The sequence below is a fragment of the Sunxiuqinia sp. A32 genome, from assembly GCF_052690465.1.
This window is the reverse complement of sequence record NZ_JBQYLI010000003.1, coordinates 1-26,082: the sequence shown is the minus strand read 5'-3', so window position 1 is coordinate 26,082 and position 26,082 is coordinate 1. Positions and strand designations below refer to the sequence as shown.

General features: G+C 37.1%; 17 protein-coding genes. All 17 read left to right on the top strand.

Annotation, left to right across the window (positions count from 1 at the left end):
- Window positions 1–196 precede the first annotated feature (196 nt).
- On the top strand, window positions 197–3,520 hold the full coding sequence (locus ACUNWD_RS03420; protein ID WP_445586367.1) for a TonB-dependent receptor: 3,324 nt from the start codon (window positions 197–199) through the stop codon (window positions 3,518–3,520).
- Between the two features lie 11 nt (window positions 3,521–3,531).
- Window positions 3,532–5,250, top strand: coding sequence for a RagB/SusD family nutrient uptake outer membrane protein (locus ACUNWD_RS03415; protein ID WP_445586366.1), 1,719 nt, complete (start codon window positions 3,532–3,534; stop codon window positions 5,248–5,250).
- A 204-nt stretch (window positions 5,251–5,454) separates the two neighbouring features.
- Window positions 5,455–7,014: a sulfatase-like hydrolase/transferase gene (locus ACUNWD_RS03410; protein ID WP_445586365.1), complete on the top strand. Its 1,560-nt coding sequence runs from the start codon at window positions 5,455–5,457 to the stop codon at window positions 7,012–7,014.
- 147 nt (window positions 7,015–7,161) lie between these two features.
- The gene (locus ACUNWD_RS03405; RefSeq protein ID WP_445586364.1) at window positions 7,162–8,319 is read left to right on the top strand and encodes a glycoside hydrolase family 172 protein; all 1,158 of its coding nucleotides are present in this window, start codon (window positions 7,162–7,164) and stop codon (window positions 8,317–8,319) included.
- A gap of 581 nt (window positions 8,320–8,900) precedes the next feature.
- Entirely contained in the window at window positions 8,901–9,755 is an 855-nt protein-coding gene (locus ACUNWD_RS03400; protein ID WP_445586363.1) for a metallophosphoesterase, read from the top strand.
- Between the two features lie 132 nt (window positions 9,756–9,887).
- A complete protein-coding gene (locus tag ACUNWD_RS03395; RefSeq protein ID WP_445586362.1) occupies window positions 9,888–10,883 on the top strand; it encodes a LacI family DNA-binding transcriptional regulator in 996 nt (331 codons plus the stop codon).
- Between the two features lie 51 nt (window positions 10,884–10,934).
- Window positions 10,935–11,366 (top strand): L-fucose mutarotase, encoded by a 432-nt coding sequence (gene fucU / locus ACUNWD_RS03390; protein ID WP_445586361.1) that lies wholly within the window; start codon window positions 10,935–10,937, stop codon window positions 11,364–11,366.
- A 10-nt stretch (window positions 11,367–11,376) separates the two neighbouring features.
- Window positions 11,377–12,657 (top strand): L-fucose:H+ symporter permease, encoded by a 1,281-nt coding sequence (gene fucP / locus ACUNWD_RS03385; RefSeq protein WP_445586360.1) that lies wholly within the window; start codon window positions 11,377–11,379, stop codon window positions 12,655–12,657.
- A gap of 29 nt (window positions 12,658–12,686) precedes the next feature.
- Complete coding sequence (locus ACUNWD_RS03380) at window positions 12,687–13,706, top strand: aldo/keto reductase (RefSeq protein WP_445586359.1); 1,020 nt, start codon at window positions 12,687–12,689, stop codon at window positions 13,704–13,706.
- A gap of 87 nt (window positions 13,707–13,793) precedes the next feature.
- Window positions 13,794–14,855, top strand: coding sequence for a zinc-dependent alcohol dehydrogenase family protein (locus ACUNWD_RS03375; RefSeq protein WP_445586358.1), 1,062 nt, complete (start codon window positions 13,794–13,796; stop codon window positions 14,853–14,855).
- A 176-nt stretch (window positions 14,856–15,031) separates the two neighbouring features.
- Window positions 15,032–17,374, top strand: a complete 2,343-nt coding sequence (locus ACUNWD_RS03370) for a glycoside hydrolase family 95 protein (RefSeq protein ID WP_445586357.1) — start codon at window positions 15,032–15,034, stop codon at window positions 17,372–17,374.
- A 396-nt stretch (window positions 17,375–17,770) separates the two neighbouring features.
- Window positions 17,771–18,037 carry a hypothetical protein gene (locus ACUNWD_RS03365; RefSeq protein WP_445586356.1) on the top strand — a complete coding sequence of 89 codons (267 nt, stop codon included), beginning with the start codon at window positions 17,771–17,773 and terminating at the stop codon, window positions 18,035–18,037.
- A 273-nt stretch (window positions 18,038–18,310) separates the two neighbouring features.
- Window positions 18,311–18,916, top strand: coding sequence for an RNA polymerase sigma factor (locus ACUNWD_RS03360; protein WP_445586355.1), 606 nt, complete (start codon window positions 18,311–18,313; stop codon window positions 18,914–18,916).
- A 45-nt stretch (window positions 18,917–18,961) separates the two neighbouring features.
- Window positions 18,962–19,960 (top strand): FecR family protein, encoded by a 999-nt coding sequence (locus tag ACUNWD_RS03355; protein ID WP_445586354.1) that lies wholly within the window; start codon window positions 18,962–18,964, stop codon window positions 19,958–19,960.
- 104 nt (window positions 19,961–20,064) lie between these two features.
- The gene (locus ACUNWD_RS03350) at window positions 20,065–23,499 is read left to right on the top strand and encodes a TonB-dependent receptor (RefSeq protein WP_445586353.1); all 3,435 of its coding nucleotides are present in this window, start codon (window positions 20,065–20,067) and stop codon (window positions 23,497–23,499) included.
- 18 nt (window positions 23,500–23,517) lie between these two features.
- Window positions 23,518–25,236, top strand: a complete 1,719-nt coding sequence (locus tag ACUNWD_RS03345) for a RagB/SusD family nutrient uptake outer membrane protein (protein ID WP_445586352.1) — start codon at window positions 23,518–23,520, stop codon at window positions 25,234–25,236.
- 57 nt (window positions 25,237–25,293) lie between these two features.
- Window positions 25,294–26,082 (top strand): glycoside hydrolase family 32 protein (locus ACUNWD_RS03340; protein ID WP_445586351.1); only part of this gene is annotated, 789 nt, incomplete at its 3' end.

Here is a 26,082-nt window from a genome sequence, read left to right as displayed (position 1 = left end):
AAGTATTATGAATAGATGAAAACCTATATAAAGCTTTTGGTTTAAAAAAGAGGGAATGCTTCGACCCATTCCCCCTCTCAAAAATCAATTGCAAAAATTTGCTTAATCAATTTTTTAAATTCAAACATTCAAATTTATGAAAAAATGCTTAAAACTTAAGGAGTTTTATAGCTCCTGGCTAAGAAAATTATGGCTTATGACAAGGTTATGTGTTTTGATATTTTTTATCGCGTTGGGGTCGGTATCTGCAAGTGTTTATTCACAAAACACAAAGCTTACCCTAAATATGCATAATTCCAGGTTGGTTGATGTTTTTAACTCTATTGAAGAACAGACCAATTTTTATTTTTTCTACAATCGTGATCTTCTGGATGACCAGCAAATTGTGACCGTTGATGTGGAAAACAAAAATATTGATGAGATCCTTGATAAGCTTTTTTATGGGAAGAACATCTCCTATACCATTGATGACCGAAGTATATTAATTGGAGTTAATAATTCTAACAAGTCAATATTAAATCAACAGATAAATATTGAGGGTAAAGTAACGGATTCTTCAGGTGCGCCAATGCCGGGGGTTACCGTTGTGGTTAAAGGAACAAAAAAGGGAGCAATTACCGATGGTGATGGAAGTTTCACACTGCCAGATGTTTCGGAAGATGCTATTTTGCTGTTTTCTTTTGTTGGTATGAAAATGCAGGAGGTTGCAGTATCTGGGAAATCTATAATTAACGTCACAATGGTGGAGAATACTATTGGAATAGATGAAGTGGTGGCTATTGGTTATGGTACACAGAAGAGAGTTAATTTAACAGGAGCGGTAGGCTCCGTTGATGGCGAGAATTTAGCAAACAAAGCTGTAGGAAATGTTACGTCAGCTTTGGCAGGTCTGGTTCCTGGATTAAAAGTGATGAATCGAGGAGGTAAACCCGGTAATGATGGTGCTGCTTTAAGTATAAGGGGGTTTGGAGCTCCATTAATACTGGTTGATGGCATTGAACAATCTTTTGCTTACATGGATCCTGCGGAGATTGAAAATATATCGATTTTGAAAGATGCTTCTGCAGCAGTATACGGTGCACGGGCTGCTAATGGAGTTATATTGGTTACAACAAAAAGAGGTAAAAAAGGTGCCCCCAAGTTCAATATGCATTTCAATACCGGTTTTTCGGCACCTACACGTACGATTGAAATGGCAAATTCTGGATTATATGCGGAACTGACCAATGAAGCTAATCTTGTTGATGGTAATCAACCGACTTTTACAGATGAAGAAATAGCAAAATATTATGATGGAACAGATCCTCTTTATCCAAATACTGACTGGCGTAAGGAAACCTTAAAAAGTTTCTCTCCAAAGTATGATATAAATATGAATCTGAGAGGTGGAGGAGAAAGGGTCTCATACTTCTTATCACTTGGTTATTTAAACCAGAAAAGTTTATTACGGTCAGATGATATAAATTTTGACAGGGTAAGTTTCCGCTCCAATGTTGACGCACAAATAAATTCGGTGCTTAGTCTTTCTGCTGACTTTAGCGGTAGATTGGAATATCGGGAGAACCCAGGTAGAGGTATGCCTGTTATAATGACAGCTATTCAAGCTGCAAAACCAACGGTTCCAGCTCACTATCCTGATTATTCTAAACCGACTTATCCTGGATATAATGAAAATGACGCAAACCCATTACCGATATCTGAACGAGATTATTCTGGTTATGAAGATCATGATTTTAGTTCTGTGAGGGGAACATTCTCAGCCAATCTGAATTTTGATAAATGGATTAAAGGTTTGTCTGCTGACGGAAAGTTTGATTATCGATTAAATAATAATCTTACAAAAGAATTTAAAACAACCTTTAATTATTACGATTATAATTATGATACTGAAGAATATGTGGTTACCGGTAGATTTAATGGAGGACATAATTCATTGCGGGAATCATATGCAAAAGACTGGCTCTGGTATTCATTATTTAAATTGAACTATGACCGTATTTTTGCAGGAAAGCACCATGTTACCGGGTTGGCCTTGGTCGAAGCTCAATCAAATAGGCATGATGACTTTTTTGCATACAGAGAGGGTTTTATATCAACAAGAATTGATGAGATGTTTGCAGGTGCCGATGAGAATAAGAACAATGGAGGTGGTGCGTCCGAAGGTGGTCGTATGTCATATGTTTTTAAATTAGGATATAATTACGGTAGTAGGTACTTGATTGATTTTGTTAGTCGTGTTGACGGTTCTGCCAAATTTAACAAGAGTAACAGATGGGGATTCTTTCCCGGTGTCTCCGCAGCATGGCGTATCAGCGAAGAAACTTTCTTTAAAAATAGATTCAAAAACGTGGATAACTTAAAGTTACGTGTTTCTGTAGGTCAAGCTGGTGACGAAGCGAACGTTAATTTTAATTATCTAACAGGCTATGTTTTTGGGAACAACTATATTTTTGATACTTCCGAAACTGTTCTTAAAGGATTGAAGACGAAGGGGCTAGCCAATAGAGATGCGCGTTGGGCAGAGACAACTACCTATAACATTGGTACTGACTACTCAATTTATAACCGTAAATTTTATACGGAAGTTGATGTTTTTTATCGCTTAAAGTCGAAAATGCTTGCGACACGGATTCATAGTTTGCCGAGTACGTTTGGCGCAGCATTGCCTCAAGAGAACATAAATAAACAAGATACTCGTGGATTTGAGTTAATGTTAGGGCACGCTAATAAGATTGGAGATTTTATTTATGACATAAAGGCAAATGTATCATGGGCGCGCAGTAAATGGATACATTTCGAAGAAAATGAACGTACAGATCCACAGCAACAATATAGATATGACCTTACCGGAAAGTGGACCAATATTGCCTGGGGGTATGAAGCTGATGGATTATTCTCTTCACAAGAAGAAATTGATGGTTGGGCGGACATCACAAATGGCGCCAATAACAATGTTATCAGACCAGGTGATGTACGCTATGTGGATCAGAATGATGATGGAATAATAAATTGGGAAGATGAGGTACAGATAGGTAAAGATACCGATCCTGAAATATTTTTCGGTTTGAGCGGGGACTTCAATTATAAAAGTTGGTCTTTAAATGTGCTCTTTCAAGGAGCAACCAACTATTCAGAATTTAATAGTGATCAATTTGTCTATCCTTTCGGAATAAACCTGGTCCCTTACGCTTTCTGGGAAGACAGATGGACCGATGAGAATCCAGATGCGAAATTGCCACGCGTAAGGTATGCTACAGGACATCCTAATGGCTATACTTCGAGTTTTTGGGTGCTGAAAAATGCTTATTATATGCGTTTAAAAAATATCCAGTTAAGTTATAGCTTTCATAATAGTTGGACTAAAAAAGTTGGAATTGATAATTTGAAACTTTTCGTGACCGGAAACAATGTTTTAACAATTACAAATGTAGAACATAAAGATCCGGAGTCCGACAGCTCAAGTGGCTTTTATTATCCACAAGTAAAGACATTTACAGCTGGAATTAATTTAAATTTTTAAAAGGAAAGATTATGAAACTAAAATATTTGAAATATTTCATTTTTATTTTGGTGTTTAATGCTTGTGACGTATTAGACAAAGAGCCGATAGATATTATTTCTGATGCAGCAGTATGGACCGATGAAGATCTGGCTGATGCAAACTTGACAAATTTATATAGACTAACAAATAAGAACACTGTGTTTAATGATCAGTCTTCCTTGAATGTAATCACAGATGAAGCGCGCACATGTTTTGGATGGAGTGCTCTTTTAAATGTATTTACCTTGGGAGTTATCAATCCTAATAATGTCTCAAACGATGCTTATATTGGTTTCTGGGATTATCATATAATTCGGCAATACAATGAATTCCTGTTAAATATGGAAACCAGTGATTTCGATGAAGGTTACAAGCAGCGAAGAATGGCTGAATGTCGTTTTTTGCGTGCATTACACTATTTCAATCTTGCCATGAGACTAGGTGGAGTGCCAATCATTACTACCCCTCAACAATTTGGAGACGAAGATTTATATCCTTCCAGAAACACAGAAAAAGAGGTGTATGAATTTGTTCGCACCGAGCTTGATGAAATTATTGAAATATTGCCTCCATCATATAATACTGCAAATAAAGGAAGAGTCAATCGTTTTGCTGCATTAGCCTTAAAAAGCCGAGCGATGTTATATGCCGGAAGTATTGCAAAATACAGCAGTGTTGATTTGGATGGAATATTAGGGGTGCCAACCTCTGATGCTAATTTCTATTTTGAAGAATCTTATAATGCATCCAATAGAATACTTACTGAAAGTAACTTCAGTCTTTTTAGAAAGTATGGCGATAAAAGCAAGAATTATCAGTACTTGTTTCTGGAAAAAGATAATGTAGAAGTTATATGGGCTGAAAAATACACACAAAAGGACCTGGGTCATGGCTATGATTATAACAATCAGCCCATTTCATACAAGCCATTCATCGCAAGTGTTACAAATCCCACACTTGAGATGGTAGATAGCTATGAATTTAATGATGGCAGCCCGGGGAGTTCAATCAATTATGATCAAGAAATTGATACAAAAGAATTGTATAAGAATAAAGATCCCCGCTTTCATGCTACAATTCTGTATAATCAAGCCTTTTGGATTGATACACCAGTAGAAACTCATTACTTCACAATAGAAAGTGATATCGCTACGGATAATCGAGTTAGAAATTTATCTGGTAGAGGAAAAGATGTAAACAATGTAGCAGCTGGCGCCACTCAAACAGGGTTCTGTATCAAAAAGTACCTTAAAGAAGAACGTGAAATACGATGGGGGCTCTCAGATACAGACTTTATCATTTTTCGTTTAGGAGAAATATATTTGAACCTGGCAGAAGCTGCATTTGAGTTAGGTAAACCAAACGAAGCCAAAGATGCTGTCAACGAAATTAGGAACAGAGCGGGTATGCCTGAATATGAATTAATTGACATGGATAAAATTCGTCATGAACGAAAAATTGAGTTAGCATTTGAAGGTATTCGTTTTTGGGATTTACGCAGGTGGAGAACAGCACATACTGAGCTAACGGGTGTCTTTCATAAATTGACAAGTTATTACATTAAAGAACGTAATACTTTTGGTTATCTGATACAAAATTGCCAGGGAAATGTGGCCAGATCATTTGAAGAAAAACATTATTATCTTCCGTTACAACTCAATCATGTGACTGAAAATCCCAATCTAAAACAAAATCCCGAATATAATTAAATCAGACTATAACAGGTACTTGTCCTATATACGGGATAAGTACCTGTATCTTTTTATCAAATAACAAGATAGCTTTTAAGGGTAAGGCTCCAGGTTTTGTTCAAATTCTGAAAAGTAGATTCTAATAATATCTAGGGAATAGAACCATTATTGGTTTCTCAAATTCGAACTAATACAATCTGGGAATAAATAATTATTATAACTATGAATCATTTGAAAACCATTCTAGGAATTACTTACTTGACTCTATTGTTTTCAGCGGTTAATGTACAGGCAGATGACGCGGTTTCTTCAAAAGACGAAAAGCCTAATGTAATTATCATCAATGTAGATGACTTAGGGTATGGTGATACCGGCGTTTACGGTGCTACTCATGTTAAAACACCTGCAATTGATAAGCTTGCAACAGAGGGGCGAATGTTTACCGATGCGCATTCTGCCTCGGCCGTATGTTCTCCTTCCCGGTATGCATTAATTACCGGAGAGTACCCAACTCGAATCAATCTATATAACCCAATATTCTTACGATCAACATTAGTTATCGACACCGCAGAAGTAACCATTGCCAAGGTTATGAAGTCTGCCGGTTATTCAACTGCTGCAATAGGGAAATGGCACCTTGGTTTTACAAACGATTCGGTTATGGATTGGAACAAAGAGCTCAAGCCAGGGCCACTTGAACTTGGTTTCGATTATTACTTTGGAGTTCCGATTTTAAACAGCCATCCCCCGTTTGTTTATGTTGAAAACCATCATGTTGTAGGGTTAACACCAGACGATCCATTGGTTTACGGGAAACATGCTGAGACACGTTGGTTCCCCGAAAAGTTCGACCTGGATGCTATTGGTGGAGGAAGGGCAGCACATGCTCTTTATGATGACAGGGCAGTCGGAACGACCTTAAAAGAAAAAGCAGTTGATTGGATTAAAGGGCATAAAGATGATCCGTTCTTTCTATACCTGGCAACCACTAATATCCACCATCCGTTTACTCCCGCGCCAAGATTTATTGGTACAAGTAAGGCTGGGCGCTATGGTGATTTTATTCATGAACTGGACTGGATTGTTTCAGAGGTAGTCAAAACACTTGATGAAGAAGGATTGGCAGACAATACTCTTTTGATCCTAACCAGCGACAATGGCGGGATGCTAAATCAGGGAGGCCAGAATGCATGGTCTCACGGGCACAAGTTGAACGGTGATTTGCTTGGGTTTAAATTTGATGCGTGGGAAGGCGGTCATCGGATTCCTTTTATTGCACGCTGGCCAGGTAACATTGCTCCTGGGAGCAAATCGGATGATTTATTGTGCAATTCCGATTTACTTGCAACCATGGCGGCACTTGTTGATTATAAGCTAAAAGACAATGAGGCAATCGATAGTTATAATATGCTTCCTGCGTTGGTAGGGAATCCCCAAAAGCCAATAAGGGATTGTATGGTTATATCCCCATCAAATAAAAGGAATATTGCTGTTAGAAAAGGGAAATGGATGTTTATCTCAGCCCAGGGAGGTGGCGGATTTACAGCCAGAGAAGTTGGTGCACATGCATTTGGCGGACCGGGAGCTTTCCCGTTTACAGGAGAAGTTAACAGCGACATAGAAAATGGAAGAATTAAATCCGATGCTCCGCCTGCACAACTGTACGACCTGGAAACAGATCCATACGAAAAATACAATGTTTACAACGAACACCCGAAAGTGGTGAAGGAATTACAATCGTTATTACAGGAAATCTTAAATTCTGAAAAAAGTAGGCGCTAGAATATTGCCGAACCCGGTGAATTTACAGTGTACGTTGGTGGCGATTCCAAAGCAAGTAGGCCGGTACAGTTTACTCTGATCGAATAATTTCGGACTTAATCAACAAAATGATTTCGATATATTATGTTTAAAATGAAAATTAGAATTATGAATAGAATTATTATTTGTTTAGTATCCTTATTTATTGCAAGTTCTGTGTATTCCCAGTCTGGTTTTAATGGCTTGGATGTGAATATGGGTAATCTGTATCGTTTATCCAATGCGGAAACTCGATCCATCAGTCCTGAAAATTTTACCGGGGAGAAGGGAAAAGGAGGAATGGCGAGGCTGGAAGACAAGGATATACCTAATAAGGCTAATGCTGCTCATGTTGCCCGTGACCTTGGGCAAGGGTGGAAAGTCAATCCCTTTATCATTATCAAACCGGGTGAAACGTTTACTTTGGCTGAGATTGACGGCTCAGGAGCGATTCAACATATGTGGATGACCCCGACAGGGAACTGGAAATTTTCGATCATCCGTATTTACTGGGATGATGAGAAAGAACCTTCAGTAGAATGTCCGGTCGGCGATTTTTTTGCGATGGGATGGAATGTCTATGCTCCGCTTAGCTCTCAGGCTATTTGTGTAAATCCCGGCAGTGCTTTTAACTGTTACTGGCAAATGCCTTTTCGCAAAAAATGTAAAATCACAATGGAGAACATCAATGATCAGGATCCGATGAGGTTGTACTATCAAATTGATTATACCTTGACGGTGGTACCGGATGATGCGGCTTATTTTCATGCTCAGTATCGGCGTTCAAATCCAAACATGTCTTCAATCCATACCATTATTGATGGTATCAAAGGAGAGGGACATTATGTTGGAACGTATATCGGTTGGGGTGTTCGTAACAATCGTTGGTGGGGCGAAGGCGAAATTAAATTCTTCATGGACGGAGATAAAGAATTTCCGACGATCTGTGGTACAGGCGCTGAAGATTATTTCTGTGGTTCATACAATTTCGATCGGGAAGGACAATATAACGTATTTTGTACGCCGTATGCAGGGTTTCATCAGGTTATCCGTCCTGACGGAGCTTATAAATCACAACAGCGTTTTGGAATGTACCGTTGGCATATTCTTGATCCTATCCGGTTTAAAAAGGAACTGAAAGTTACGATACAGGATTTAGGTTGGCGTCATGGACACCGGTATTTACCTCAAAAATCAGATATTATTTCAGTTGCATACTGGTATCAGGCCGAGCCTCATGCCAAGTTTCCCAAATTACCTGGCTGGGAAGAATTAGAGGTTAATTAGAGAGAATGATTGAATAAAAATAGTATTCCCTGTTCTGGCACTTGTTGGAAACGGGGAATACTATTTTTATTCATCAATTAATAACGTGGGTGGTGTGAAAACTGAAAAAGGAAGTAGTCATGGATTATTAGGGCTTCATGTTGAGTCACTTATTCATTATAAGAGAAATGACACTCAAGCTAAATTTGTTGCTTATCTGATTCTAAACTCCACTTCAAGCTTTTCGTACTTAACCAGAACGTTTTGAATTCTGGTCCATTAAGGTTAACAGGCTCGACCCAATTTCTGTATTTTTAAAATCTGCCTTTTTGTAAATGGTATCCTAATTCAGTCGCTGACTGGCTGTATAAAGCAATAGTCAAATTTGAATATTAAGTTTTTGATATTTTAATGGTAATTAACATTTTAACTCAACTGAATCAGCTATTTTCGCAGGCGTTTTAATGGCATGTTTTGTGTTGTTCGTTTTTTCCCGGTTTAGAATTCAGTATAAGCAGTTCGAATGGTGGGAGAGCATGGAAGCGCATATCGCCAAATAATTAAATGAGAAGAGGAGAATGCTGAGTTCGGTTTTTTATCAAATGAGTTTTTTTGTAGCTGTTGTTCCTGTTGCGTCCGTTCTTTATGGCGTGACAAAAGGAAAATTTAATTACCGAATTATACACGAAAGGATTCATTTTGCAAATCTTCCACAATCGTTTAAAGGATTGAAGATGGTTCAGATATCGGATATGCACCTGGGCAGTTTCAGTAGAAAACACGAGCAAATTGCCAAAGCAGTAGATATGATTAATGAGCAGAAACCAGATTTGATCTTTTTTACCGGTGATTTGGTCAACAACTTTGCGAAAGAAACCGATGGTTGGGTGCCTGTATTAGCCAAAATGAAAGCTAAATACGGCAAATATTCTGTTTTGGGCAATCATGATTATGGCGATTATTCTGAATGGAATTCAGCCGAAGAAAAAGATAAAAACCTGTTGGACATTAAAAATTTTCACAAAAAGATTGGTTTTCGGCTACTGCTTAACGAATCAGAAACCCTCACCATCAATAACGAAGAAATTGCCTTGATCGGAGTCGAAAATTGGGGCAATCCTCCTTTTCCCCAGTATGGTGATTTAAAGAAAGCGAGTGAAAATCTTGATTCAAAACTGTTTAAAATACTATTGAGTCACGACCCATCTCATTGGGATGAAGAGGTGCTAACCAATTCCGATATCGACATTACCTTTTCAGGACATACGCATGGAATGCAATTCGGAATAGAGAGGGCGGGCATCAAGTGGAGTCCTATACAATACAAGTATCCACGCTGGGGGGGACTGTATAATGAGCACAATCAATATTTGTATGTAAACCGGGGGTTTGGCTATCATGGATTCCCGGGAAGAATTGGAATGCCTCCGGAAATTACGGTAGTAGAACTGGCATAATTGCCAAAAGAGTTACAAAAGTAAAATTCGTTCTCATTTTTTAATCGTTTCGCACGAGATCAAAAAAATGGGAAAAATTCTTTCTTTTTTAGTAAAGTCCGCCTATCTTTGCACACGTGTGTATTTTGGCAAATGGCAAAGAAAATTACGATAAAAGATATTGCAAAGGAGTTGAACATCCATCACTCAACCGTTTCCAGGGCATTGCGAGGCGATAAACGTGTAAACAAGGATACTCAGGATCGAGTAAAAGAATATGCCCGTGTGCATGGTTATCAAATAAATATTACAGCGCTTGAGTTAAGGGGCGAAAGAAGAAATACGATTGCCATTATTGTTCCCAATATAAACCATCGATTATTTTCCAATGTAATTAGCTATTTCACGGATATTGCTACACAACACGACTATGTGGTTTCTGTCTTTCAAACAAATGAAAATTACGAACTGGAAAAAAATATCGTAGACACCATAATACAGCATAATTTTGCTGGTGTTATTGCATCCGTATCGATGAGCAGTAAAACATCTGAACATTTTGAGAAACTCTTACTTCACAAAGTTCCTCTTGTTATGTTTGACCGCGTTTTCGAACAAGTAAATGTTCCAAAGGTTATTGTAAACAATTTAGGTATAATGCATGAAGCTGTAGAGTTATTGGTTGACAGAGGGTACCGACGAATAGCACACATTAGTGGCTTGCCAGAGCTAAATGTATTTAGGGAAAGACAGCGCGGGTACAAAATGGCTATTAAAAAGTTTGATCTTGACTTCGAGAAGATATTGATTGTAAATCATGCATTTACGATTAATGACGGAAAAACAATAGCAGAGGAAATCATTAATTCGAGCGAAGACTTTGACGCCATTATTAGCGATTCATCAGATATAGGGCTTGGCTTGTTAAGAGAACTACGAAAAAATAAGCGAAACAACTTAGCCATCATAACTTTTGGAGGTAGTCATCTGCTTGAAGTTGTGGACCCACTGGTGGCGTGTATTGTTCAACCTGAAGTTGAAATTGCCCAAAAGGTTTACGAATTACTCGTTGAAAAGATTGAGAATAGCGATAGCAACACAGCAGAGACAATTGTTCTGTCTGCAAAAATTGAAAGAAAGAATTTATAATATATTTTTTAAAAACATATGCACACGTGTGCATGTAAAATCAATATTGTTATGTTGAAAATAATTTCACCATTAATTAGTCCGGAACTATTAAATGTACTAGCCAGAATGGGACATGGTGATGAAATAGTACTAGCTGATGCTCATTTTCCGGGAGAATCATTCAACCAACGAGTGATAAGAGCCGATGGTCTAAGAATTCCTGATTTACTGGAAGCCATACTCCCCCTATTTGAGATGGATTCCTATGTTTCAGCGCCTTTGATTATGATGGCTGCTGTTGAAGGAGACAAGTTAGATCCTGCAGTTGAAGAAGCTTATATGAAAGCTATCAAAAAAACAAATCCGGAAGTTGCTCCTATTCAGCGTATCAATCGCTTTGATTTTTACGACAGAACAAAAAAAGCCTTTGCCGTTGTAATGACAGGAGAAACAGCTAAATATGGAAATATTGCGTTGAAAAAAGGTGTAACACCTTGCTAGATATGTAATTATGAATCAGAATAAAACTATTGTCGAAAAAAAATATGTACTGCCATTTATACTGGTAACCAGCCTTTTTGCCCTATGGGGTTTTGCCAACGATCTGACAAATCCAATGGTAGCAGCCTTTCAGACAGTTATGGAAATATCTGCCAAAAGAGCCTCGTTAATCCAATTTGCATTTTATGGTGGATATGCAACAATGGCCATCCCTGCTGCCCTATTTATCAGAAAATTTGGATATAAAAAAGGCATTTTGCTCGGACTTGCTTTGTATGCTGTGGGAGCCTTATTATTCTATCCGGCAGCCCAGTTCGAAATTTATATCTTCTTTCTGCTATCACTGTACATTCTTACATTTGGTCTGGCTTTTTTGGAAACTACTGCAAATCCCTATATTTTATCGATGGGAAGCTCCGAAACAGCAACCAGAAGACTAAATCTGGCTCAGGCGTTTAATCCTCTGGGGTCTATTACCGGTATGTTTGTCGCAACCAATGTAATCCTCTCTGCTCTTGATTCGGAAAAAGTAAAAAATTTTGAAACCTTAGACCTTGCGACAAAAGCGACATACCGCACCCACGATTTAGGAATTATTAAAATGCCCTATATCACCATCGGATTTGTTGTGCTAATCATGCTTTTGATTATTGCAATAGCAAAAATGCCCAATGGAAATAAAAGGGTCTATGAATCATCAGCAATGACAACCTATAAGCGCTTGCTAAAAAACAAGCGTTATGTTGAAGGAGTTTTTGCACAAGCATTTTATGTTGGCGCTCAAATAATGTGTTGGACATTTATCATTCATTATGGCGAAAACCTTGGATTATCCAAAGCCACAGCACAAAATTACAACATTGTAGCCATGGCAATATTTATAGCCAGCCGATTTCTTAGTACTTTTTTAATGAAATTTATTAATTCAAGAAAGCTGCTAACAATTTTTGCGATCGGTGGAATTATTTCGCTCAGTGGAGTAATATTCATCCAAGGCATGGCTGGAATGTACTGTTTAGTAGCTACTTCGGCATTTATGTCCCTAATGTTTCCCACTATTTACGGCATTGCTCTTAATGGATTAGGTGAAGATGCAACCCTGGCATCAGCTGGATTAATACTCGCCATTGTTGGGGGTGCTGTAATGCCTCCTCTACAGGCAATTTTAATTGATATGGAAAAGGTTGCCGGTCTCCCGGGAGTAAATGCTTCTTTTATTCTGCCTCTAATTTGCTTTGTTGTAATAGGGATCTATGGCTATAGATCTCTAAAAGACATGAGTCCTGCGTAAAATTAATCTTAAAACATATTCATATAATTATGGAAGTAGAAAATGCAATTGACGCTAATTTAATACCCAAAAAGAAATTAGCAAACGGATCAGAGATTCCCGTTATCGGTTTAGGTACTTTTGGTTCAGATCATATAAGTCCTGAACAGGTTTCGGAAGCAGTAAAATATGCTGTTCATGTTGGTTTCAGACACATCGATTGCGCTGCGGTTTATTGCAACGAAGATCGTATTGGACCTATTCTAAAAGAGTTAATAACTGATAAAGTGATTACTCGAGAAGAATTATGGATAACCTCAAAAGTCTGGAATGACAAACACGGAGAAGGAGAGGTAATAGAATCATGCAAACAATCTCTCAAGGATCTACAATTAGATTACCTTGATTTATATCTTGTTCATTGGCCCTTTCCGAATTATCATGCACCCGGTTGCGATGTTAACTCACGAAACCCTGATTCAAGACCCTATATCCACGAAGAATTTATGATTGCCTGGCGCCAGATGGAAAAGTTGGTTGAGATGGGACTTGTAAAGAACATCGGGACTTCAAACGTAACCATACCAAAACTTGAACTAATTTTAAGAGATGCCAAGATAAAGCCAACTATAAATGAGATGGAAATTCATCCTCATTTTCAACAACCAGAGCTATTCAATTATTGTAAAAAGAATAATATTCAACCTATTGGTTATAGTCCGGTAGGATCGCCTGCGCGTCCGGAAAGAGACAAAACCTGTGACGACACAGTGGATATTGAAGATCCGGTAATCGTTAAAATTGCCCAAAGGTTAAATGTGCATCCAGCAGTTGTTTGCATAAAATGGGCAGTTCAAAGAGGTCAGATACCTATTCCATTTTCTTCAAACCCTAAAAACATTTTGTCCAATCTGCAAGCTGTCATTTCAAAACCCTTAACTAAAGAAGAAATGCTGGCAATTGAGGGAATAGATAAAAATTGCCGCCTAATTAAAGGACAGGTGTTCCTCTGGGAAGGAGCAAAAGGCTGGGAAGATCTTTGGGATATTGATGGAACAATTACTCAGTAATTAAACTATAATTTTCAATACAATTAAAATTAAAGGAGTTGCCTTGCTATCAGAAAGGCATAGTTAAAACTAAAGCATAAAAATCATATGGCAACAATGAAAGCAGCCTACCTACCAGGTAACAGCACCGTAGTACTAAAAGAGGTTGAAATTCCAAAACCTGGCCCGGGTCAGGTACTGGTAAGAACAAAATCATCCACAATTTGCGGAAGCGATATTCGAGCAATCTACAGAGAACACCTGGGGAAAGGCCCTGAAGCCTATCAGAATAAAATAGCAGGTCATGAACCTTGTGGCCAGATAGTAGAATGTGGCGACAATATGAAACGATTTAAAACCGGTGATCGTGTGATACTGTATCATATTTCCGGTTGCGGGGTCTGCAATGACTGCCGCCGGGGATATATGATCTCCTGTTCGAGCCCTACACGTGCTGCATATGGTTGGCAACGCGATGGCGGTATGGCAGAATACATACTTGCCGACGAAAAAGATTGTGTTTTGCTACCCGATGAACTTAGTTATACTGACGGAGCCCAGGTTGCCTGTGGATTTGGAACCGTGTACGAAGGATTGGAAAAAATAGGAATCTGCGGAAACGACCAGGTTTTAGTTGTAGGATTAGGTCCGGTTGGACTTGCCGCCTTAATGCTTGCAAAAGCAATGGGTGCCACTAAACTTGTTGGAATAGATACCGTGAAAGAACGCTGTGATCTTGCCAGAGAACTAGGTCTTGCAGATGAAGTCTTTGTTTCTGGTTCAGACAGTCTTGAGAAAGTTAAAGCAGTATCATATGCCGGGAAAGGTTTTGAACGAACCGTTGATTGTTCAGGTCATACTTTAGGTCGTCAGCTTTGTATCAGAGCTACTCGTCAATGGGGAAAAATGGTGATGATAGGTGAAGGTGGAACAGTAGAGTTTAACCCCAGCCCAGATATTATCCACGATCAAATTTCCATACACGGATCCTGGGTTACCAATATCTGGAGAATGGAAGAATTGGTGGAACGTATTGTTCGCTGGGGGATTCACCCCGAAGACCTTGTAAGCAACCGATTTACATTGGATCAAGTTTCCGATGCATATACTTTAATGGATCAGGGCAAGTGCGGAAAAGTAGCAGTTGTTTTTGATGAAGAAGAAAAATAATATTGAAATAATCAATGACGCTGTTTAATAACGTCCGTAACTAATTATGTAGATGTATAATCACTTAGTATCCAGAATGTGATGGAGGAAATTTTGAAGGATAAGTGGATGTTGCTTGAATTTAAGGAACACTAGTATAAACGAAGAAATAGTAGAAAGTATAAAATAAGGTTATAATGAAAAATGTTTATCTGTTATTTATGATAATATCTCTGGGGGCGTGTTCGGTACCCCAAAAAGATAATGTGTCACTTTTAAAATTATGGTACGAACAGCCAGCAGAACTTTGGACTGATGCTCTGCCATTAGGAAATGGCCGCTTGGGTGCTATGGTTTTTGGAGGAGTATCGCATGAGCATATTCAATTTAATGAGGAAACACTTTGGACTGGTGAACCACAAAGTTATGCCAATGAAGGAGCTTCAAAATATCTTGAACAAATACAACAATTATTATTTGAAGGGAAACAGGATGAAGCTCAACAACTGGCTCAGGAACATTTTATGAGTATGCCACCACAACAAAGGAGCTACCAGCCTTTTGGTGATCTGTTTATTGATTTTGAGGGACATGAAAATTTTAACAACTATAAAAGGGTATTAAGCCTGAATCAAGCAGTGCAAAAAACTACTTACAAAGTTGGAGATACAAATTACGAAAGAGAAATGCTGATAAGTAAGCTTGATGATTTAATGGCTATTAAGTTGAGTTGTGATAAAAGCAAAGCTCTTGCATTTTCTTTTTGGATAGATGCTGAGCATAAGGAAAAATCAGTAAGTGTTGGCAATTCTGCTATTTCGCTTGATGTAGCTGTTGCGGATGGTTTAAGTAATTGGTTTAATCACCCTTATAAAAGTGTATTGTTTGGAAATGCAAAAGTAAGCATTAAAACAGATGGAAATCTTATTAAAGAAAATGGAAAACTAAAGGTAGAGGGTGCAAGTGAAGCAACTCTTTACCTTAGTGCTGCAACCAATTATAAAAATTATAAAGACATTTCCAATAATCCACATGCAATTGTAGATGATATCTTCCATAACTGCGAAAATAAAACTTTTGAAGAGCTTAAAGAGGCACATATTGCTGATTATCAAAAGTTGTTTAATCGGTTTGAGATAAATCTTGGACAAAACAACAAAAAAGAACTTCCGACAAATAAAAGGTTGGAATTGTTTAATGACTCCGCCGGCGATCCAGGATTAATAGCATTGTATGTTCAATACGGACGATATTTAATGTTGGCATCTAGCAGGGAGGGGACTCGTCCTGCTAATTTGCAAGGAATTTGGAATGACCAGCTTATACCTCCATGGGATAGTAAGTATACTACAAATATTAATTGCGAAATGAATTATTGGTTGCCGGAGGTTACCAATTTGCCCGAATGCCATGAGCCGTTGTTTAAGTTGATTGAGGATGTTGCTGAATCCGGAAAGATTACAGCGAAAGAACATTACAATGCCAATGGTTGGATTGTTCATCATAATACAGACATTTGGCGTGGAACTGCTCCTATCTTTAGTTCTACACATGGTATCTTTCTTGGTGGAGGTGGATGGTTGGCTCATCATTTTTGGGAGCATTATCTGTTTACTCAGGATAAAGAGTTCTTAAAACATAAAGCATATCCTTTAATGAAACAATCAGCTCTGTTTTATAATGATATGTTGATTAAAGATCCCAAAACAGGCTGGCTGGTTAGTAGTCCGTCTAATTCCCCCGAAACGGGAGGTTTAGTGTACGGGCCAGCAATGGATCATCAGATTATAAGGTCGCTGTTTAAAGCTTGTATTGAAGCTTCTAAAATTTTAAGTTTTGATGATGACTTCACATCTGTTTTGACTAAAAAGTTACCACATATTGCTCCAGATCAAATAGGAAAGTACAAACAATTGCAGGAGTGGGTAGAGGATAAAGATGATATAAACAGTAAACACAGACATGTGTCTCATTTGTGGGGTGTCTATCCTGGTAAAGAAATTAACTGGAGGGATAATCCGGAGTTGATGATGGCTGCTATCCAGTCATTGAAGTACCGTGGAGATGATGGAACCGGTTGGAGTTTAGCCTGGAAAATTAACTTTTGGGCACGTTTCCTGGATGGCGATCATGCTTACAATATGATTAAGATGATCTTTCGCCCGGTAGTAACTGACCAAACGTCTAGTACTGGAGGAGGTTCATATTCGAACCTATTTGATGCACATCCTCCATTTCAAATCGATGGTAACTTTGGCGCACCGGCTGGTATCCTGGAAATGTTGTTGCAATCGCACATGGGACAAATTGATATTTTACCAGCCTTGCCTAGTGCCCTGCCTAAAGGTAATATAAACGGGATTTGTGCCAGAGGCGGTTTCGAACTTTCTTTTAGTTGGCAAGAAGGAAAACTTCAAAAAATCGAAATTCTTTCGAAAGTCGGGAATCCCTGCAAGGTTGCTTATAATGGGAAGGTTATTGAATTTGAAACAGAAAGGGGAGGAACTTACAAATTAGATGGAGCATTGAATCATTTGTAGCATTTTTCGAATCAGGAGTTTTATTCTTAAATCATTTAAAAGGTAAGTTAACAATGAAAATTCTAAAATTGCTTTTAATATTAACTGTCTCAAACGTATTTAAACTATGCTATTTTCGCTCAGGATAGGTATGCTGCAATGCAGCTTTTTTAATTTCAACCATGTAGATAATTTAGATGTATTAATCCGGATTCACATGTTTTATATGGTACATGAAAAGCGATTTTGGAAGAGTGGATTTCCGGGCAGAATTGGAATGCCGCCGGAAATTACAGTAGTAGAACTTGCATAGAAACATCAAAATGAGCTATCACCCAAAAATTAGATTTCTTATCCCAACTTTAAAAAGAAGGGCTTCAGCAGCATGAAAAAGTTCTATGTTTTTATCTGACTACGTTGACCCGGTTTGCCTGGACAGTTTGTCCACTTTTAGCTGGTGGTACTGCACTCTTTATTCCGGTATCGGGTGACCACTTTCAACGGATTTTGCACTTTACCTATTTTGGTAAGAAGTCAAGATTCAATAAAGTTGAAATGAATAATGAGATCAACTTTAATTATGAAGAGAAGAATTTGGTTTTTTATAACATGTTAAGGGAAATGAAAAGGAAGCGTGATGAGATTCTGGAATACTTTAAGTATAAAAAATATCATACGCTATGAAATGCATTTTTCCAGGAAGATATGAAGTCTAAATTAACGCTAGAATTTTATTGGTTGATTTGGGTCTAGGTTAATAGTAAATTATTCAAAATAACATTGTTTATAGTTGGATTTTGGAATCAAGCAAATCAGATCCAAATGACTTAGGTTTTTATAATGGGCTATAGTATAGTGTTTTAATGTGTGTTGTGGGTTTTTTTTACTAGAGTAAAGAAGTATAATTCCTTAAAATGAATTTCTACTATATTTGTTGTATTCTAAATCCTGGACAAATTGAATGGTAAAGAAAAGATAGAGAAACAGGTTATTATCCGATTAATTAATGGGGACAAAAAGGCGTTTAACCAGATTTTTGATAAATATAATCAGAAGCTGTATTTTTTTTCACTTGGCTATTTGAAATCGGGAAAAGATTCTGAAGAAGTAGTTCAAGACACTTTTTTAAAAATTTGGGAACGACGATCAAGTATTAATCCTGAGCTTTCTTTGCATGCTTACCTATTTAAAATCGCCTTTAATTTCATTCAAAAAAAATTAATCAAAATTGTTAAAGATGAAGAATTGATACACAATTTTGCTGGAGAATTAGTCGATTTTGATGATCATACCGCTAACCTGATTAATTACAATTTCTTACTTCAACACATAAACAACTTAATAGAAGAACTTCCACCACGCCAACGACAGGTCATAGAGCTGCGAAAACTTGATGGTTTTACCAGTAAAGAAATTGCAGAAAAATTATCACTTTCCTTAAAAACGGTTGAGGCACATTTAACTGCTGGTCTTAAGTATCTTAAGAATAAGCTACAATCTGAACAGTTTGACGATTTACTATTATTTATTTTGACTTTTAGAAAAAAAGTACAGCATAGCTAAGGGTAATTTCTATCAATTAGATATTACTTATAAATGCAGTACAAAATGAAAAGGAATAATAACTCATTTATTAGGCGATACTTTAGTAATAAATACTCTAGAAATGACTATTTAAATTTCAAGGATACTGTTTTAAATAAACCTATTGACTTGGAGGAAAATTTGGGCAACCATTGGAGAAATTACATCAATACAAGTTTACTTGAAACAAAAGAACTTTCAAAAGTCAAGTCATTTGTTAATGCGCATATCGATAGAGAAAATAAAGGAACTTTGTCAAGAAAAATTTATGTCGGTTATTCTCGAATTGCTGCAATACTTTTAGTCCCCATAGTTATAGCTTTGGGAGTTTTATATTTTCAATTTAATGAGTTTTCAGGTCAAATGGATACTGTTGTTGAGCTTAGTTCACCCAGTGGTGCCCAAACCCAGTTGAATTTGCCAGATGGTTCATTGGTTTGGCTAAATGGAAATTCATCCATAAAATATCCAGCAGTATTTAAAGGGAATAGGATTGTGGAAGTTACGGGTGAAGCTTTTTTTAAGGTCAAAAGTGGCAGAGGGAATCCATTTTTAGTTTCAGCAAAGAACATGTTTGTTAAAGCAACAGGTACTGAATTTAACGTTAATGCTTATGATGATAAGGCTGGTCTTGATGTTATTCTTAAAGAAGGAAAAGTGTCTATTTTAAATTCAAAAAGAAATGAGATCAAAAAAATGGAATCTGGTTTTCATCTTCACTATCAGGAAGGGAAATCATATACTTTAAAGAAAATTAATGCTAATAATTATGCCGATTGGATAAATGGTAAGTTAGTATTCGAAAATGCCCCATTTAAAGAGGTTGTAGAGCGCCTTGAACATCGATATGGAGTAAATATAGAGTTGCAAGACCAGGAGTTGGAGAGTCTTCACTTTAAAGCAACATTTACAAAAGAAAGTATTGATTTGGCACTGAGGTTATTAAAATCCACAGCGACATTCAAATATAGGTTCGAACAAGATTATGGTGGAGAAACAAAAATAGTAATTACAAAATTTTAAAAGTTATGATGTAAATAAAAACAAAATCAGGAAAGCGATTGCAGCGCTCTCCTGATTACTAAAGAGTTAACATTTTATAATTAACCCTCAAACATTTCAAATTTATGAAAAAAAATCGAAAAAATGAGGTTTGGTATTACCATACCCTATTTAAAACATGCAGAGTTATGAGAATCACTCTTGGATTACTACTTATTTTGGTGATGCAGGGATTTGCATCAAAGTCTTATTCTCAAAAATCGTTGTTCAACCTTGATATGGTGAACGTTAGTATTATCGAAGTTCTTGAGGAAATTGAGAATCAGACTGATTTTAATTTTTTATTCAACTATGAACAGATAAGTTCAGTTAAGAAAGTTGATGTGAAACTTTCAAACACAAATATTGATGAAGCATTAAATTATCTGCTTGAAGGAAGTAACCTGAAGTATAAAATCATCGATCGTCAGATCATAATTTCACAAGATCTAAAGGCTAAAAATATTCTAATAGGACAGAAGATGGAGGTTACGGGGAAAGTAACCGATTCTTCTGGCTTACCACTGCCCGGTGTAACAATAGTTCTAAAAGGCTCTACCGAGGGAACCATTACTGATATGGACGGGAATTATTCTATGTCAGAGACGCCTTCAAACGCAATATTGGTATTCTCCTTTGTTGGGATGGCAACTCAGGAAATTTCTGTAATGGGGAAAACATCTATTGATATTACGATGCTAGAGGATGCAATTGGGTTAGAAGAGGTTGTTGCTGTAGGATATGGTACTATGAAAAAACGTGATTTGACAGGAGCTGTTTCTTCTGTTGAAGTAGAAAAATTAAAAGATGTTCCGCAAAGTAATTTCCTGCAGACTTTGCAGGGGCGTGTTCCTGGGCTGTATATTGAAACAACTGGAGATCCCTCGGGTGACAATCAAAAGGTATTGATCCGTGGAGTAAATACCTTAGGGAATAATTCACCATTGTATATCATCGATGGAGTGCCAACTACACGGTCTGATGCCATGAATAATATTGATCCAAATACCATTGAATCATTTCAGGTTTTGAAAGATGCATCTGCCGCTTCAATTTATGGGTCAAGAGCTTCAAATGGGGTAATAATAATTACTACTAAGCATGGTAAAGAAAAATTCAGGGTAGATTTTCAGTCGTCAATTACCACAAATCATAATATTAGGAAATATGATGTTTGTTCTACTGAAGAGTTTGGAAGAGCACTATGGCAAGCATCTATTAATGACGGAACTTCTCCTGATAATATTCCTAATTACAGCTATAATTGGCATACTGATGATGATGGTGTTGCTTTCCTTGATGAAGTTATACCGATTGAATGGATTGGAGGGGACGAAAGTTATGGATTAAGATCGGCGAATACTGATTGGCAGGATGAGGTATATCGTACGGGTATAGTAACCTCGAATAATCTTACGTTATCAAGTGCTTCAGAACATAATTCTTTACTGGTTAGTATGGGATATCTGCATAACAATGCGGTTTTGGAGTATAACGATTACAAAAAATATATGGGTAGAATAAATAGCTCGATCTCAATGTTTAAGGATCGATTAGTGATCGGGGAAAATCTTCAAATAGCAAGAACATCTGAGACTCCCTATGGTGGAGATGGATTTATTCGTAATTCATTATTCTTACAGCCCATCTTACCAGTATATACAACGGATGGAGAATTTTCCGGGCCAGTAGGATCTGGCTTTTCTGATCGAAATAATCCTCTTCAACTATTATATCTCCAAAAAGATAATAGGATCAATAATTTATCTTTTTTGGGTGATATAAATGCAAAATTGGAATTGACAAAGAATCTTACTTTTCAATCTTCATTTGGAATTGATTACACAAGTTCTTTCAATAGAACAATAACAAAGAAATATGAATCTGGATTTTTGAAGAATACAACAAATTCTCTTAGAAAGGATCAGATTTATGATTTTAATTGGATATGGACAAACACAATCAATTACAAATTGAAATATAAAGAGCATTCCTTTGAGCTTATAGGTGGTTCCGAAGCTATTAAGGCTAGTTACGAGAATATGAGGGCAAGTATTGAAGACTTTGCAGATCAGACATTGGATTTTTTTCAGTTTAATGCAGGAACTGGTGTTGCTACTGTAAGTGGTAATACACGGGGGCATCAATTATTGTCATACTTTGGAAAAGTGAACTACCAGATGTCGGATAAATATTTGGCAACGGCAACTTTAAGATATGATGGTTCATCGCGATTTGGAAAGGAAAATCAGTTTGGACTTTTTCCCGCTTTTACCCTTGGATGGAGGATTAGTAATGAGTCATTTATGTCAGGAATAGAAGCTGTCTCAAACTTGAAATTACGTGCGGGGGCAGGAAGGGTAGGTAATCAGGAAATAGGTGATGAAGCACGGTTTGGCCTATATGCTCCCAACTATGGAACTATCAGTAGTAGACAAAATGTGGGAACTGCCTATGACCTCAATGGCAATAATACAGGTATTTTACCATCGGGTTATGTAAGGACTCAACTGGAGAATCCCAGCTTAAAATGGGAAACAACCGATGAAATTAATATTGGGCTTGATTTCGGATTTCTAAAGGAAAAGGTCTACGGAACGGTTGATTATTTTACTAGAGAGACTAAAGACATCCTGACACATCCCCCATATCCAGGGGTTATTGGGGAAGGTGGTGATCAATATGTAAATGGGGCAACTATGGAAAACAAAGGTTTTGAATTTGTACTAGGCCATAGAAATCAAATTAGAGATTTTACATATAATATCACTGGATCGATAACTTCATTTAAAGATAAGATTACATATCTGCCAGAATCAGTTGTTAACTCATATCCGGGTAATGTAGAAAAGACAATTATTGGGCATTCTACATCATCTGTTTTCGGCTATGTAACAGACGGTATTTTCCAGAATCAACAGGAAGTCGATAACCATGTTGACCAAACAGGAAAGGGGATTGGTCGATTAAGATATGTAGATCTGAATGATGATGGTAAGATCGATCCATTGGATCAGGATTGGCTCGGAACAACTCTGCCAGATTTTACTTATGGAATAAATTCTGAGTTTTACTATAAAGGATTTTCATTATCGATTTTTATGCAAGGCGTGTCAGGAAAAACAATAAGGGATGGAAATAGAAGCTTTTTAGATTTTACTTATGATCAGGGGATGAACTTTGGAACACGTACTTTGAGTGCTTGGACTCCTCAAAATACGGAATCGGATATTCCAATGCTCTCATTAGTTAATAAAAATAATGAATTAGTTAGTTCAAACTACTTTTTAGTTAGTGCATCGTACTTTAAGGTATCCAACATCAAAATTGCATATACGATACCTAAAAAAATCATTAGCAGAATCGGAATAAAAGACTTAAACCTTTATTTGATGGGTGATAATGTGATCCTAATTAGGCCTAAAGGTAATGAATCATATTCAGGTCCAGATCCTGAAACTCCAGGGTATTTATATCCAAAACCTTTAGGAGTGACTCTTGGTTTCAAATTAACACTGTAAATTATAAAAGAATTTATCATGAAAAAGATATATATATATGTTTTGATTTCAACATTCCTCGTTGCTTGTAATTCAAGTTTCTTGGATTATACTCCGAAGGGTAAGTTGAATGGAGATCAGTTGGTTGATCCTGAGTATGTAGATAATTTGGTAACTGCTACATATGCTTCATTAGGAAATGACTTTTGGCAACATACATTTACGAGTGAATGGGTATGGGGAAGTGTACGTTCGGATGATGGTTATAAAGGTGGCGGAAGGGTTACCGACCAAAGTCAGTATAATCAATTGGAACAGTTTAACCTGGTTACTACTGAGCAAAGTTATATTAATTATGCTTGGATTGATTGCTATAATGGGGTAAGTCGGGCAAATGAAGCCTTGAGAAGAATGAAAGATTTATCTCCATCAGATTATCCTGAAAAGTTAGAGAGAGAGGCAGAATGCAAATTCTTAAGAGCACATTTTTATTTTCAACTTAAAAAGTTGTTTAAAAATATTGTCTGGTATGATGAAAATACTCCTGAAGATGAGATAAAAGATATTTCCAATATTGATTATTCTAATGATGAGTTGTGGGGAAATATCGCTAATGATTTTGAATTTGCTGTGGAGAACCTTCCTGTTGATCAGCCTGAGGTCGGAAGAGCCAATAAGACTGCAGCATGGGCGTATCTTGCTAAAGTAAGACTCTATCAAGCTTATGAACAGAATAGGCAGAATGAGGTAACTAATATTAATAACGAAAAATTGCAGGAAGTTGTCAGACTATGTGATTTAGTTATTAGTTCCGGTCAGCATCGACTTGCTGATGATTTTGCTGAGAATTTCTTGTTTGAATATGAGAATGGACCTGAATCTGTGTTTGCTATTCAATATTCAGTTGATGATGGAACTACAAATGGCAGACTTGATTTTGGCCATAGTTTAAATTACAACATGTCATCAGCGTATGGGTGTTGTGATTTTCACAAGCCTAGTCAAAATTTAGTAAATGCATTTAGAACGGATGCTAATGGATTGCCATTGCTGGATTCCTTTAATGAAGTTGAGCTTAAAGATTCTGTAGATTTCTGGGAAAATACTGTCGATCCTCGTTTGGATCATACTGTTGGCATTCCTGGTCACCCGTTCAAGTATCAACCAGAGATGATTCATGAAAAAAGCTGGAATAGGGCACCTTTAGTTTATGGTTATTTTTCAATAATGAAAGAAATTGAGCCTGCTGATAGTCCTGGGCTTAAAAAAGTAGGAGCATTTTTTGGTAGTGCAAGAAATATTGACATCATAAAATACTCGGATGTTTTACTTTGGAAAGCAGAAGCATTAATCGAACTAGGACAACACAAACAAGCCATGCCTATAATAAATCAAATTAGGAATAGGGCTCAAAATAGTACAAATCGATTAGTTTATAGTGATGGGTCACCAGCTTCAAATTATAAGATTGAACTCTATGAGGATGGTGTTAATTGCAACTGGACCCAGGACTATGCTAGGAAAGCTCTAAGATTTGAGAGAAGGTTAGAGTTTGCTACTGAAAGTCCTCGATTCTTCGATCTGGTTAGGTGGGGAATTGCAGCTGAAACGCTGAACAATTACTTCCAAATCGAGAAAACTCGCTGGATATATTTAGATGAAGCATTTTTCACAAAAGGAAGAGATGAATACTTACCAATACCTAATAATCAAATTGTTTTAACAGAGGGACTCTATCAGCAAAATAATGGTTGGTAGAAAATAGATCTGTTTATTTCATATTAGCTGATTTATGCATTTAATAAAACAGCTAATATGAAATCTCATCAACAATATAACATTACTATGAAGCTAAACTATTCAATAATAATTACTCTATTATTGTGTTCAATAGGCTTTAACATAAAGCCTGTTGGAGCTCAAGCCACTTATGAAAAGTCTATTGTTCCAAAATGTATATTTTCGAACGATTTACAAAAACAATATCAGGAACTGGACACAAATATTTTAGTGCGTCGATTTAAAAAATCAAGGAAGGATTTTGAAAGCGATAAGTTTCGTCCTGTTTACCACTTTACCAGTCCTGAGAGTAAACTGAACGACCCGAATGGGTTATGTTATTGGCGGGGTCAGTGGCATTTATTTTATCAGGGTTACCCGCCTGAAGATCCCCGTCAACATTGGGGGCATGCAGTGAGTAATGACCTAATACACTGGAAAGATTTGCCCTATGCGATATATCCGGGACCTGAGTGGGCCTGTTTTTCTGGTTCAGCACTTGTTGAGGATAATCGGGTAATTGCTATGTATCATGGGAAAAAGTATGGAAATATGGTTGCTAGCTCTAGTGATCCTTTATTATTGAACTGGGAGAAGTTGGCAAATGGCAAGGCACTTATTCCAATTGAAAGTACTACCGGTTTTCCTCTTCCATACAATGTACATGACGCATTTATCTGGGAAAAAGATAGTGTTTATTATTCTCTTTCAAATGGAAGGAGCTACTCCGGACCAGGAGGTAAACCGTTAAGGGCTGACTATCTTTTCCGGTCAAAAGATCTTTTAACCTGGGAATATATGCATGAATTTGTTGAAGGGGATAGG